Raw genomic sequence first — 13,822 nt, 5'->3', positions numbered from 1 at the left:
CGGCCCCGAGGGGCGGGCGGGTCTCGTGGTCGCGGGAGGCGCCTCCTACGAGGCAGGCGTGCTCACGACGGGCGTGCCGCTGGGCACGTGCTGGGACGACACCTCGACGCCGTGCGACGTGCGCAGCACGTCGAGGGTGGCCTCGATCTCGGCCTCGCGCTCGTCGGCCGTCCAGCCGAGGCTCGACGCCAGCACGTCGGCGATCTCGCTGAGCAGCTCGATCGTGACGCCGCCGACGAAGGCGAGGTTGGTGCGGCGCAGGACGACGTCGGCGAGGTGCACCGCGTCCTCGTGCTCGGCGAAGTACGCGATCTCGGCCGTCGTGAGGCCCGGGTCGCTCGCCAGCGGCTCGGACGGCTGGTCGAGCAGCACCTCGATCACGCTCTCGGCACGGGTGCCGTAGCGGGTGAGGAGACGGTCGACGTGCTCACGGCTGAGGCCGTCGGCGTGGGCTGCGACCCAGGTGGTGCGGGCCGCGTCGGTGGTCGGGAAGTCCTTGCCGCCGCCGATCGCCATGCCGGTCGTGTCGACCGTGCGGGTCACGCCGAGACGGTTCGTCGCCTCGGTCGACAGGTGCGCCGACAGGGCGCGGAACGTCGTCCACTTGCCGCCGACGAGGCTGAGCACCTTGCTGGTCGGCAGCTCGGCCACCTCGGTCTCGACGATGCGGTAGTCGCGCGACACGAAGCCGGCGGCGAGGTCGTCGTGCTTCGGGAGCGGGCGGACGCCCGAGTAGCGGTAGACGATGTGGTCGCGCGTGATCTCGATCTCGGGGTAGACGTGCTTGACGAGGTCGAAGAAGTAGTCCACCTCCTCCTCGGTGCAGACCGCGGGCTCGGCCATGTCGGCCTCGAGGTCGGTCGTGCCGATCAGGACGCGGCCCTTCAGCGGGTAGATCAGCACGATGCGGCCGTCGTTGTTCTCGAAGAAGATCTCGCGGCCGTTCGTCGCCTCGAGCAGCTCGGGGCTGTCGACGACGATGTGCGAGCCCTTGGTGCCGCCCATGTACTGCGACTCGGCGCCGAGCGCCGCGTTCGTCAGGTCGGTCCAGGGGCCGGAGGCGTTGACGACCACGTCGGCCGTCACGGTGAACTCCGTGCCGGTGACGACGTCGCGCAGCACGACCCCGCCGTCGGCGGTGCCGGCGGCTTCGAGGTAGTTGGCGCTGCGGGCGTTGTCCCCGGCGGCGAGGCCGTCCTTGAGCACGTCGAGGGCCAGGCGCTCGGGCTCGTGCACCGAGGCGTCGTAGTAGGTGCCCGTGTACTTGAGGTCCTTGTTCAGGTGCGGCATCTCGGCCAGCGCGGCCTTGCGGCCCAGGAACTTGTGACGGGGCACGGAGCCGCCGTCGCGCGAGAACGAGTCGTACATGGTCATGCCGACCTTGATCAGGAGCGCGCCGCGCTCCTTCGTGCTGCGCTGCTTGTGCGTGAGCATGCGCAGCGGGGCGTTGAGGATGCCGGAGAACGTCGAGAAGATCGGCATCGTCGTCTGCAGCGGCTTGACGTAGTGGGGGGCGATCTTGAGGAGGCCGTTGCGCTCCTCCACGCTCTCGCGGACGAGGCGGAACTCGCCGTTCTCGAGGTAGCGGATGCCGCCGTGGATCATGTGCGACGAGGCAGCCGAGGCGCCCGAGGCGTAGTCGGCGCGCTCGACGAGGACGACGTCGACGCCCTGGAGGGCGAGGTCGCGGAACGTGGCGATGCCGTTGATGCCCCCTCCGACGATCAGCACCTGGGCGTGGGGGCGGTCGGCGATGCGCGACACGTTGGCGCGCATCGTCCCTGTCTTCTTCGACTCGGTCACAGTGGAGCTTCTTTCCCGTTGCGTTCGGTGAGCGGTGGGGTCGTGCGCCGGCTGCTCGGGCCGGTAGTGTCCATGATCGACCCCTCCTGACGAGGGTGCAACGTATCTGCACAGATGTGCACGGAGGTGCCGATGGCCGAGGCGACGACGTCCGAGAAGACCCACGACGCGCTCCGTGCGGCGCACCTGTACTACATGCAGGACCTGACGATGGAGGCGATCGCCTCGGAGCTGAACACGTCCCGCTCGTCGGTGTCGCGCCTCCTCAAGGCCGCTCGCGAGACGGGCCTCGTCGAGATCCAGATCAAGTCGCCGCTCGACCAGGCGACCCGCTCCGCCGCGGCCCTGCACGACCGGTTCGGGGTCGTCGCGCACGTCGTGCCCGTGCCCGACCAGATCACCGAGATCGACCGGCTCGAGCGCGTCGCGCTGTCGGCGGCCCGCACGATCACGCCCTACGTCGACTCGAACATGGTGGTCGGCGTGGCGTGGGGCGCGACCCTCAGCGCCGTCAGCCGGTCGTTGGTGCCGCGGGCGACGCACAACTCCGTCGTCGTGCAGCTCAACGGCGCGGCGAACACGCGCACGACGGGCATCGAGTACGCGAGCGAGATCCTCCGGCGCTTCGGGGCGGCGTACTCGGCCGCGGTGCAGCAGTTCCCCGTGCCGGCGTTCTTCGACGACCCGGCCACGAAGCGCGCGCTCTGGCGCGAGAGCAGCACGAAGCGCGTGCTCGAGCTGCAGGCCTCGATGGACCTGGTCGTCTTCGGCGTCGGCTCGCGCGACGCCCGGGTGCCCAGCCACGTCTGGTCGGGGGGCTACCTGGAGAAGAGCGACCAGCTCAGCCTCGACCGCGACGGCGTCGTCGGCGACGTGGCGACCGTCTTCTACCGCGAGGACGGCTCGTCGGCCGACATCGCCATGAACGCCCGGGGCACGGGCCCCGACCTCGAGACGATCCGGCGGGCGCCGCGGCGGGTCTGCATCGTGGCCGGCGAGGCCAAGGTCGCCGGCGTGCGCGGCGCCCTCGCCGCGGGGCTCGCGACCGACCTCATCCTCGACGAGGGGACGGCACGGGCGCTGCTCGCGAGCTGAGTCGCAGGCGGGCCGGGGGAGGTGTCGGCCGGGGGACAGGCTCCCGAGAGCCCCTCCAGCCCCGCGGCGTAGACCGGTCCTCGACATCGATCGGCCCGCCCCGCGGGCCCGGAGGAGGAGAGCCCCATGGCCACCACCGATCTGACCGGACGACGCGTGCTCGCGATCGTCACCAACTACGGCGTCGAGCAGGACGAGCTCGTCGTGCCCGCCCGTGCCCTGCGCGAGGCCGGCGCGACCGTCGTCGTCGCCGCGCAGTCGACCGAGCCGATCCAGACGCTGGTCGGCGACAAGGACCCGGGCGAGACCGTCCGCCCCGACACCACCGTCGACGAGGCCGACGCGGCCGACTTCGACCTGCTGCTCGTGCCCGGCGGCACCATCAACGCCGACACGATCCGCCAGGACGACGGCGCCGTCTCGCTGCTCAAGGCCTTCGCCTCGGCCGGCAAGCCCGTCGCCGCCATCTGCCACGGCCCCTGGCTGCTGGTGGAGGCGGACCTCCTGAAGGGCAAGGAGCTCACCTCCTTCGCCTCGCTCGAGACCGACGTGCGGAACGCCGGAGGCGCCTGGGTCGACCGCTCGGTCGTCACCGACGTCGAGGGCGGCTTCACCCTGGTCACCTCGCGCGACCCCGACGACCTCGACGACTTCGTCGGCGCGGTCCAGGACGCGCTCGTGGCCGCAGGCGGCGAACAGGGCTGACGCCTCGCCGCGCCCGGCGCGGTGCCCTCGACCCGGTGCCGGGACCGATGATTCGTCGCGGTCCCGGCACCGGGTCTTTAATCAGGGAGGCGCCGTGTCAGGACGGCCCGGTCGACAGGAGCAGGTCATGGCAGCGGCAGCAGCACGGGCGGCAGCAACGGGGGAGGCGTCATGAGGTGGCGGAGCACGCGCGGCGGCGCCGGCCTCGCCAGCCCGGACCCGGCGCCGGTCGACCCCGAGGCGCTGGAGCGCGCGGTCGTCGAGGGCCTGCTGATCTCGCGGGCCGCCGCGATCGTGTCGGTCGCCAACCGCATCGTCGTGCGGGCGCTGCGCGACGACGACGTCTTCGACCACGACGAGACCGCCGCCTCCGTCCGTCGCACGCTGCACCGCCTCGCCGAGGAGCAGCGGTACCAGAACCGTCGCATCGGGGAGGCGCGCCAGAAGGCGCTCCGCTCCAAGGGCCGCTCCCGGCACCAGCACGACTACCGCAAGGGCGACGACGAGACCCTCTGGTTCCGCGAGAAGACGTACACGGCCGTCGCGGACCGGCTGGACGCCCTGCGCGACGACGCCGAGTACGTCGACGACATCGTCCAGACGGCGGTCGCCCGTGCCTGGGGGGACGTCGGCGCGGCCGTCGTGACCCGGGTGCGTGCCGCCTCCGTCGTCGTCGACGCCGCCTACGGCGAGGCCCGGGCCGAGCGGCTCGCCGGCCTGGACGACGACCTCGCCGAGCTGAGGGCGCAGGCGGCGTCCCGGCCTGCCCCGACGCCCGGGGCCGATCCCTCGTCCTCGTCGTCGTCCTCGTCGTGACGAGGCCTGGCGCTTCCTGACGAGATCGGCCCCGCCCCGAGCGGGGGCTTGCCCGGCACCGGCAGCACGAGCATCATCGTCACGTCCCACCCGTCACGTCCCGGGGCCCCGCCGCCCGGTCCCCTCTATCACGCCCGTCGTCCGGGTCGGAGTACCCGCATGCGCCGCCTCCCCCTCCCTCTCGTCCGGGCCTGGGTCCGCGCGCGGTACCGCGTGGTCGACGAGCTGCTCTCGACGCCGAGCCCCGACGACCACCCGAGCGGCCACGCGCCCGGCACCGACCCCGACCGGGTCCTCGTGCTGGGCAACGGTCCCGCCGTCGGCTGGGGCGTCCGCAGCCACGACCTCGCCCTGCCGGGCACGCTGGCCCGCGCCCTGTCGGCGCTGACCGGCCGCGGCGCCGACGTCGACGCGCTGGCCGACGCCGAGGTGTCCGTCGCGACCGCCGCCTCCTTCGTCCGGGGTCGCGACCTCGGCCGCTACGACGCCGTCGTCGTCGTCCTGGGCGTGAGCGACGCGCTGCGGCTGGTCCCGCGGTCGCGCTGGGCCGCCGGGCTAGCGGCCCTGCTCGACGCCCTCGAGGAGGAGGTCGACGCGTCGTGCGAGATCGTCGTGACGGGCATCCAGCCGCCGAGCTCGGTGCCGAAGTTCGCCCTGCGCTGCGGCGGCGTGGTGGACGCCCACGCCGACGAGCTCAACCGCGTGACCGCGGAGCTCTGCGCGGCCCGGGCCCGGGTGTCGATGGTGTGCCCGCCCGGCCCCGTCGCCGCGCCCGAGGGCCTCGGGGAGCCGGCCCGCACCTCCGTCCCCTACCCGGCCTGGGCCGCAGCCCTCGCCGCGGTGGTCGCACCGCTGGTCGACGCCGCGCTCGCCGCGGGGAGCACGGCACGGACCGCCCGGGAGGCGCCCCAGACCGACCAGACGCGCATCGCTGCCGTCCGCGCCCTCGGGCTGCTCGACACCCCGGCAGAGAAGCGGTTCGACGACATCGTCGAGCGGGCCCGGGTGCTGCTCGGCGCCCAGGGGGCCGCGTTCTCGCTCATCGACGACGGGCGCCACTGGAACAAGTCGGTCGCCGGGTCGTCACAGGTGGAGGTGCCCATCGCGTCGTCCTTCTGCTCGCAGACCGTGCGGACCGGCACCGCGATGGTCGTGCCCGACGCCTGGCGCGACGACCGCTTCGTCTCGCACCCGAGCGTGCGGTTCTACGCCGGGCACCCCGTCGAGAGCCCCGACGGCGTGCGGATCGGCGCCCTCTGCGTCGTCGACGCCGAGCCGCGGAGCGCCGAGAGCGTCGACCTCGTGCTGCTGCGCGAGCTCGCCCTGCAGGTGCAGCGCGAGCTGCGGGTCGTGCCGGTCGGCAGCTAGGACCACTGCTCCCGCACGAACGGCGCGCGGGGCGTGCCCTCGAGGGCCCGCCGCGCCCGCGAGACCCGCACGAGGTCGTCGGGGGAGTCGATCTCGTGCAGACGGCAGGGCCCGACCCTGCGCGACCAGTCCGCCGCGAAGGCCTCCGCGTCGGCGCGACGCCGACCGATCTGGATCGGCACGGGCACGTGCCGGACGCGGCGCGAGAGCGCCCGGTGCAGCAGCAGGGCGACCGTGAGCAGGGGGCGTCGCCAGGCGTCCGAGATCTCGCCGCGCTCCGCCTCGAGCAGGAAGCGCGGGTTCCCCACCGGGCCGAACAGCTCGGCCATCGCCGTCGCCACGGTCTCCTGGTCGTCCGGTGAGCCGCCCGAGACCGCGACCTCGAACGACGCGGTCGTCCCGAGCGGACCCGGACGGGCGACGACGGACAGGTCGCCCTCGCCGTAGGCCGGCACGCGGCCGGCCCTGTGCAGGCCGTCCACGACGACGCGCGCGACCCGGCGGTGGGCCTCCGCCGTCGAGAAGAGCTGGCGGCTCGCGAGCACGAGCTGGCGCCAGACGGGCCGCACGGCCCAGACGACGATGCCGGCGGCGACCACGCTGGCCACGATCCCCGGGCCGGTGCCGAGGCGCCAGCCCTGGCTCAGCACGTTCGCCGAGCCGAGCAGGCCGGCGACGGCGAGCAGGGCCACGGCGATCAGCGCCAGCTCGAAGGTCGGCCCGCTGCGGAACGGGACGCGTCCGGGGGAGTCGACCACCGCGACCGTCGACTCGCGGTCCGCGTACGGCTCGCCGACGCGCCACGCCCGTCGGGTCGCCTCTCGGGACGGCATCACGGCCTCCACGGAGCCGTTCAGGTCGGCGACCGTCCTCGGCGGGCGCACCTTGCCGACGATCTGTCCGAGGAGGGCACGGTGCTCGTCGGTCAGCGCGATCTCGAGGCCCCTCACCACCTCCGTGTCGTCCGACCGGAGCAGGCCCCAGAGGCGGCTGTGCTTCCGCACGAGCCGGCTCACGTCGGGCGCCGCGTCGAGCGTGGTCGTCGCGGGCAGCACGGCCGTCACCGTCCAGTTGTGGGCGACCTTCTCGGGCCACGCCGGGTCCAGCCGCAGGGTGCGACCACGCAGCTGCTGCGTCGCGGACGACGTCGCGACCGCGGTCAGGTCGATCAGCGTGTTGACCGCCGGGCAGTCCCAGCCCTCCCCGAGCAGGCCGCGGGTGCCGACGACGAGCCGCACGGTGCCGTCGGTGAGCAGGCGGGAGACGGCGGCCACCACGGCCGCCGAGCCGTGCCCGGCGGTGTCGAGCTGCCGCACCTCCGGCGCGCCGGGAGTCCGGTCGGGCACGACCTCGACCGGCAGCGGGTCGCCGTCGGCGCGGCCGAGCGCCGCGGTCAGGGCCGGCACGACGACGTCGAGGTCCCGTGCGGCCACCCGGAGGTGCCGGGCCGTCACGAGGACCGGCCGGAGCCGCGAGGTGGTCGGGTCGGCCACCACGGCGTCGAAGGTCCGCAGCGCACCGGCCGGCGGCCCGTCGGAGCCGTGCTTGTTGCCGTGCACGGCGTGGTCGGTCACGACCACGGCCTTCACGAGCGGGCCGGTCGGCTGGTCGAGCTCGAGGCGCAGGACGTCGCCCACGGCGGCGTCCTTGGCCGCGGACGAGGCGAGCAGGGTGTCGATCGGGTCGCGGGCCCGGCGCACGCCCCGATCGGTGAGCGTGTAGCCGAGGTCGACGAGCACGCGCTTCAGGCGCCGCCACTCGTCGCCGCGAGCCGGGTCGGGCAGCAGCCGGTCGAGGCCCCATCGGGCGAGGAGGCGGATGCTCTGCTCGGTGTCCGGGGCCCGCCGGGCGGCCTCGTGGAGGAGCGGCACGAGCGGGTGCGTCGGCTGCAGGTCGAAGAGCATGCGGGCTGCCGACTCCGCGACGGGGAAGTCGGCGGCGAACGCCGCGGCGACCCGCTGCTCGTCGGTCGCGGGGCGGGCGCCGTCACCGGCGACGGCGTCGTCGCGGTCGCCCCGCAGCTGCTGCTCGAGCCACGCGGTGCCGTCGGGGGTGGCGAGCGACTCGCGGACGAGCCCGACGAGCTGCTCCTCGTGCCCGCGCAGGAACCGCAGCTCGGCCTCCGTCGGCTCGACGAACCAGACGTGGTCGCGGTACGGCGAGAGGTTCCCCTCCTTCACCACGGCCGGCGTCGGCACCTCGTAGTCGACCTCGCCGAGCAGCGACGTGTAGAGGTCGTACGAGTCCTGGTCGTCCGACGACGGCAGCGTCGCCGTCAGTCCGATCAGCAGGGGCGTCCCGCCGGCCTGTCGGATGCGGCTCGCCAGGTAGGCCACGACGAGGGCCCAGTGGTCGAGGAGGTGGTGGCACTCGTCGAGCACGACGGTCTCGACGCCGTGCGACACGAGTCGGTCGACGAGCTCGCGGGCGTTCGGGTGCAGGGCCCCGGCGAGCAGCTCAGGGTCCTCCCGGGCCAGCTGACGGCGCATCGCCCTCGAGCGGCGGGCGACCCCGGCGCGGTGCTCGTCCGGGTTCGAGGACCGCAGGTCGTCGATCCACCGGGCCGCCGCCTCCTCGTCGCGACCCCCGGCGACGAGCTCGCGCGTCCACGCCTCGACGGCGAGATCGGTCAGCGGGGAGCCCGTCTCGAGCACGCTGAGCATCTGGTACGTCAGGGCGGTGACGTCGCCGAGGGCACGCGGGTCGTCGGAGACCTGGCCGTCGGCGCCCTCCAGGGCGTCCGCCGAGCGGACCCACTGCGCTCGGATCGTCGCGGTCGGCGCCAGGACGAGCGTCCGGGTGCCGCGTCGGGCGGCGAGCAGGAGACCGAGCAGGGTCTTGCCCGAGCCGGGCGGGGCCACGACGTGGAGGGGCTCGCCCGGGACGACGGGCACCCGGTCGAGCACGTCGGCCTGGTAGCGGCGCAGCTCGCCGGCGAACCGCCAGGAGCTCAGCGGGCCGGGGATCGCCCCCGCGGCGGGTCGCTCGTGCGCGGCGCCCCGGTCGCGCGCTGCGTGCTCGTCGGTCGTCATGTGGCCCTCCCCCCAGGACGCCGCGAGTCTACCGAGGGCCGCGGGCCCGGTCACGGGCCTGGGCTCGCGAGCCGTGTCGAGCATTCAGGAGGCGGCGTCGCGTCGGCCTCGTCCGGCGGCGTCGCCGCGCGTCCGGCGACACGGTCTCCTGACTCCTCGACGCGGTCGGGCTGTGGTCGCCCAGCGGTTCCCGACATGTCTCATGCGATGCTGTCCGCCTCACGCGCCGTCCCGGCGGCGACCGAGACGGACGGGAGGCGACGGGTGGCACGAAGCGGCGGCGACACGACACGGCAGGCGACGGTGCTCGTCGTCGACGACGACCCGAACGTGCTGCTCGGGGTCCGGGTGGCCCTCGAGACCGACGGGCACCGCGTCGTGTCCGCGGCGGACGGGCGGTCGGCGCTGCTCGCCGTCGCCGAGCACGACCCCGACGCCGTCGTCCTCGACCTGGCCATGCCGTTCCTCGACGGGGCGGGGGTCTGCCGCACCCTGCGAGCGGCCGGCGACGGCGTGCCCGTCCTGGTGCTCACGGCCCACCACCGGCCCGCCGAGCGCGTCGCCGGGCTCGACGCGGGCGCCGACGACTACCTCGGCAAGCCGTTCGACGTCGACGAGCTGCGCGCCCGGGTCCGGGCCCTGCTGCGGCGGGCGCCCGGCGGCTGGGGCGGTCCGCCGGACCAGGCCGGAGCAGGAGCCGCGGCCGGCGCGGGGACGCGAGCCGGTGCCTGGCCCCGATGGCGCGGGGTCGTGCTCGACGAGAGGGGGCAGCGGCTCGTCCGGGAGGACGCGACCGGGACCCCGGCAGGCACGTCGGCCTCCGTCGAGCTGACCCGGATCGAGGCCGGCCTCGCCGGGCTGCTCTTCCGCGACCCCGGGCGGGTCCGCACCCGCGACGAGCTCGTCGACGTCGTCTGGGCCGACCGGCCGCCGCCCGCGTCGAACGCCCTCGACGTCGCCGTCAGCTCGCTCCGCCGCAAGCTGGCGCAGCTCGTGCGCGAGCCGGCCGACGGTCAGCCGGACGGCACCGCCGACGGATCGGCCGCCCGCCCCGTCGTCCGCGCCGTGCGCGGCCTCGGCTACCGGCTCGAGCCGTGACCGCGCGTCGAGGCTCGCTCCGGCGCCGGGTCGCCGTCCTGGTCGCCGGGTCGGTGGCCGTCGCGGTGGTGCTCGTCGCCGTCCTGACCTGGCTCGTCGTCTCGAGCCAGGTCCGCGCCTCCCTCGACACGGCTCTCGACCGCGAGGCGACCCGCGTGCAGCGCCTGGTCCGGGTCGACGCCGACTGGACCGGCGAGGGCAGCGAGGAGTGCCGCTACGCGGCGGAGCCCGCGTGCGTCCGGCTGGTCGAGACCGCCGACGAGGTCGGGGGCGGCACGGGGCCCCTGCGGACGACGGAGGCGGCCCTCGCGGTCGCCCGCGGGGACCAGCCGCGCGCGCGCTGGACGGCCGGGCCGGTGCGGGTGGTGGCCGTCCCGACCCGGCCGGGCGAGGCCGCCCTCGTCGGCGTCCCGACGCGCCAGGCCGACCTGGCCCTCGCCCGGACGGCCGTCGCCCTCACGGCGACGGGCGGCGTCGGCGTCGTCCTCGCGGGCCTCCTCGGCTGGGCGGCCGCGACCGTCGGGCTGCGTCCGGTCCGGCGCCTCGACGAGGCCGTCCGCCGCGTGCGCGACAGCGCCGACCCGCACGACCACGTCGACCTCGCCTCGACCTCGCGGGACGACGAGCTCGGCCGGCTCGCCGTCGCCGTCGACTCGATGCTCGTGGAGCTCGCGGCGGCCGACGACGCCCAGCGTGCCTTCGTGGCCGACGCCTCCCACGAGCTCCGGACGCCGCTCACGACGCTCCGCACGAACGTGCAGCTGCTCACGGCCGACCGCCCGCTCCGGCCCGAGACGAGGGCCGCCCTGTCGGCGGCGCTCGGCGAAGAACTGGCCGCGATGACGCGCACCGTCGACGACCTCGTGGAGCTCGCGGGCGACGACCGGCCGCGCACGGCCGAGCTGGTCGTCGAGGACGTCGTCGCGGCAGTCCGGGAGGCGGTCGTGGCCACGTCCCGGCGTGCTCCGGGCGTGGAGGTGCGGACGGACCTGCCGGACGCGCCCGTGGGCGTGCGCGTCCCCCCGGGACGGCTGGGGCGCCTCCTCGACGTCGTGCTCGACAACGCCGTCAAGTACGGGGCCGGGGGAGCCGTCGAGGTGCGCGTCGTCAGCGCGACGCCGGGCGACGGCGTCGTCGTCGTCACGGTGTCCGACCACGGCGTGGGCATCCCCGCGGACGAGCGGGAGCGGGTGTTCGACCGGTTCCACCGGGCACCGTCCGCCCGCGGGCTGCCCGGCTCGGGGCTCGGGCTCGCCATCGCGGCCCAGGTCGTCGCGCGGGCCGGCGGCACGATCACGGCCGAGGCGCGCGCCGACGGCGGCGCGGGCACGACGATCCGGCTGGTGCTCCCCGCGGGCTGACCTGGTCGCCGCGCAGGGGCAGCGCGATCCGAGCCCCTGGGCGGCCGCACCTCACGTTCGCCTCACGCAGGCGACCGACCCTTGCGGCATGTCATCCACCACCTCGAGACGCGCCCGCTCGACCCCGCCGGTCGACCGCCTCCGCGTCGTCGTCGCCGCCGGGGGCACCGGCGGCCACGTGTTCCCCGGCATCGCGGTCGCCGCGGCCCTCCAGCGACGGGTGCCGGAGGCGGTCGTCACCTTCGCCGGGACCGCCGACCGGCTGGAGGCGACCCTCGTCCCCGCGGCCGGCTACGAGCTCGACACGACGCCGATGGTCGCGTTCCCCCGGCGGCCATGCCTCGCGGCGCTGCTGTTCCCCGCACGGTTCGTCCGCTGCGTGCTCGGGGCACGCCGGCAGCTGCGCCGACGAGGCGCCCAGGTCGTCGTCGGGGTCGGCGGCTACCCGAGCGTGCCGGCCGTCGTCGCGGGCTGGACGCTGAGCCTGCCGGTGGTCGTGCACGAGTCGAACGCGACGCCCGGGCTCGCCAACCGCCTGGCGGCACGGCTGTCGGGGCGGGTGGCCTGTGCCTTCGACCCTGCCTCCGCCGGTCTCGGCGCCCGGGCGGAGGTGCGGCAGGTCGGCATCCCGATCCTCCCGGCCCTGGCGGCGTGCGACCGGGAGTCGCTGCGGGGGCCGACCCGCGCCTCCTGGGGCGTCGACGACGACGAGCTGCTCGTCGTCGTCTCGGGCGGCAGCCTGGGGGCGGCGTCCCTCGACCGGGCGGCGGTCGAGCTCGCGTGCGGGGCGGGCACGGCCGAGACGGCGGACGCGGCAGGGGCCCCTGGCCTGGTCGGCGGTCGGCTGCGGCTCCTGGTCAAGGCGAGCCCGACGCACGTCGAGAGCCTGCGAGCCGCGCTCGTCCAGGGCGGCGGCGACGGGGTCGCCGTGGTCGTCGAGCACATCGACGACATGGCCGCCGCCTACTCGGCCGCGGACGTCGTCGTCGTCCGCGGAGGCGCGTGCACGGTCGCCGAGGTCGAGCACCTCGGCGTCCCCGCGGTCGTCGTGCCCCTGCCGGGCGCGACGGACGACCACCAGACCGCCAACGCGGAGGCGCTCGCCGCGTCGGGTCGGGCCCCGGTCGTCGTCGTGCGTGACGGCGACCTCGGCGGGGCGACGCTGGCGCACGCGCTGACCAGCGTGCTCGAGCTCGCCGAGGGCGCCCGGCTCGGGTCGTCGCGGGGCGCGGGTCCCTCGGGCGGTGCGTCGCCCCACGCAGATGCCGCCGACGCGGTCGCCCGGTGGGTCGTCGAGCTCGCGCCTGCCGCCTCCTCGGTCGACGCGCCTGCCGCCTCCTCGACCGCCTCCGCCTCCTCCGCGATCTCCTCCTCCTCCGCCCGCTCCACCTCCACGACCACCACCGAAGGGACCACTCGATGAACGACACCACCTGGCAGGGCCGCACCGTCCTCGTGACCGGAGCGGAGGGCTTCATCGGCTCGGCGCTCGTCGACGAGCTCGTCGCCCTCGGCGCCCAGGTGCGCGCCCTCTGCCACTACAAGCCCTACGGCGCGGCGGGGAACCTCGCCCGGTACGAGTCCGACCACCGCGTCGAGCTGCTCGCGGGCGACGTGCGCGACCCGTTCGTGGTCGACGAGGCCGTGGCCGGGGTCGAGGTCGTCTTCCACCTCGCGGCGCTGATCGGCATCCCGTACTCGTACACGGCGCCCGAGTCGTACGTGCAGACCAACGTCGTCGGGTCGCACGCCGTCGTCGCGGCCTGCCGCCGGCACGGCGCGCGCATGGTCCACACGTCGACCTCCGAGACGTACGGCAGCGCCCTGCGCGTGCCGATGGACGAGACCCACCCCGCGCAGCCCCAGTCGCCGTACGCGGCCTCGAAGATCGCCGCCGACGCGATGGTGCTCTCGTACCACGCGTCCTTCGGCACCGAGGTCGCGGTCTGCCGCCCGTTCAACACCTACGGCCCACGGCAGAGCGCACGAGCCGTCATCCCGACGATCCTGCGCCAGCTCGCGGCCGGAGCCGACGAGATCCGGCTCGGGGCGACCACGCCGACCCGCGACTTCACCCACGTCTCGGACACGGTCGCCGGGTTCCTCGCGGTCGGCTCCTCGGACGCGGCGCTCGGCCGGGCCGTCAACCTCGGCACCGGCCAGGAGATCAGCATCGGCGCGCTGGCCGAGCTGCTGATCCACGTCAGCGGCCGGGACGCCCGCGTCGTCGTCGACGAGGCACGGCTCCGGCCCGAGGCAAGCGAGGTCGACCGCCTCCTCTCGGACAACGGGCTCGCGCGGAGTCTCGGCTGGGAGCCGCTGACGAGCCTCGAGGACGGGCTCCGCGACACCTGGCGCTGGGTGCTCGGCACCGACGAGCCGGGTGCGACCCGCTACGCGGTCTAGCCGCGGCGGCGAGCCGCGTCGAGCTCTCAGGAGACGCCGTCGCGGAGGTGCCCCGTGCCCGGACCTCGGGCCCACCGTCGACGCCGTCTCCTGAATCGTCGACACGGGACCCGCGGCGGCGCGGTGCGAGGCGCGGCG

General features: G+C 75.4%; 10 protein-coding genes. 8 read left to right on the top strand and 2 right to left on the bottom strand.

Annotated elements, in window-relative coordinates; genetic code table 11:
* Positions 1-45: 45 nt before the first annotated feature.
* Complete coding sequence (locus ITJ48_RS06590) at positions 46-1,803, bottom strand: FAD-dependent oxidoreductase (RefSeq protein WP_370544811.1); 1,758 nt, start codon at positions 1,801-1,803, stop codon at positions 46-48.
* Positions 1,804-1,935: 132 nt separating this feature from the next.
* Here ITJ48_RS06590 and ITJ48_RS06585 point away from each other — a divergent pair, with 132 nt between their 5' ends.
* The 4 genes from ITJ48_RS06585 (at position 1,936) to ITJ48_RS06570 (ending at position 5,787) form a co-directional block, all read left to right on the top strand.
* Entirely contained in the window at positions 1,936-2,898 is a 963-nt protein-coding gene (locus ITJ48_RS06585; RefSeq protein ID WP_192042693.1) for a sugar-binding transcriptional regulator, read from the top strand.
* 126 nt (positions 2,899-3,024) lie between these two features.
* Positions 3,025-3,603 carry a type 1 glutamine amidotransferase domain-containing protein gene (locus ITJ48_RS06580; RefSeq protein WP_194612865.1) on the top strand — a complete coding sequence of 193 codons (579 nt, stop codon included), beginning with the start codon at positions 3,025-3,027 and terminating at the stop codon, positions 3,601-3,603.
* Positions 3,604-3,774: 171 nt separating this feature from the next.
* Positions 3,775-4,419 (top strand): hypothetical protein, encoded by a 645-nt coding sequence (locus ITJ48_RS06575; protein WP_194612864.1) that lies wholly within the window; start codon positions 3,775-3,777, stop codon positions 4,417-4,419.
* A 159-nt stretch (positions 4,420-4,578) separates the two neighbouring features.
* Entirely contained in the window at positions 4,579-5,787 is a 1,209-nt protein-coding gene (locus tag ITJ48_RS06570; protein ID WP_194612863.1) for a GAF domain-containing protein, read from the top strand.
* On the opposite strand, the gene ITJ48_RS06565 is transcribed toward ITJ48_RS06570, so the two are convergent.
* Complete coding sequence (locus tag ITJ48_RS06565; protein WP_194612862.1) at positions 5,784-8,819, bottom strand: DEAD/DEAH box helicase family protein; 3,036 nt, start codon at positions 8,817-8,819, stop codon at positions 5,784-5,786. The two genes, ITJ48_RS06570 and ITJ48_RS06565, sit on opposite strands and share 4 nt — an antisense overlap.
* Positions 8,820-9,083: 264 nt before the next feature.
* On the opposite strand from ITJ48_RS06565, the gene ITJ48_RS06560 reads away from it, so the two are divergent.
* The 4 genes from ITJ48_RS06560 to ITJ48_RS06545 all read left to right on the top strand — a co-directional run bounded on the left by ITJ48_RS06560 (position 9,084) and on the right by ITJ48_RS06545 (position 13,684).
* Positions 9,084-9,917 carry a response regulator transcription factor gene (locus tag ITJ48_RS06560; RefSeq protein WP_370544809.1) on the top strand — a complete coding sequence of 278 codons (834 nt, stop codon included), beginning with the start codon at positions 9,084-9,086 and terminating at the stop codon, positions 9,915-9,917.
* Entirely contained in the window at positions 9,914-11,278 is a 1,365-nt protein-coding gene (locus ITJ48_RS06555; RefSeq protein ID WP_194612860.1) for a HAMP domain-containing sensor histidine kinase, read from the top strand. Before ITJ48_RS06560 ends, ITJ48_RS06555 begins: the two co-directional genes overlap by 4 nt.
* A gap of 88 nt (positions 11,279-11,366) precedes the next feature.
* The gene (locus ITJ48_RS06550; RefSeq protein WP_194612859.1) at positions 11,367-12,701 is read left to right on the top strand and encodes a glycosyltransferase; all 1,335 of its coding nucleotides are present in this window, start codon (positions 11,367-11,369) and stop codon (positions 12,699-12,701) included.
* Entirely contained in the window at positions 12,698-13,684 is a 987-nt protein-coding gene (locus ITJ48_RS06545; protein WP_194612858.1) for an SDR family NAD(P)-dependent oxidoreductase, read from the top strand. The genes ITJ48_RS06550 and ITJ48_RS06545 overlap by 4 nt, the downstream gene beginning before the upstream one ends.
* Positions 13,685-13,822: the final 138 nt, after the last annotated feature.

Origin of the sequence: Frigoribacterium sp. VKM Ac-2530 (genome assembly GCF_015350835.1) — a bacterium.
In the GTDB taxonomy this organism is placed as follows: domain Bacteria; phylum Actinomycetota; class Actinomycetes; order Actinomycetales; family Microbacteriaceae; genus Frigoribacterium.
This window is presented reverse-complemented; position numbering and strand designations above follow the sequence as displayed.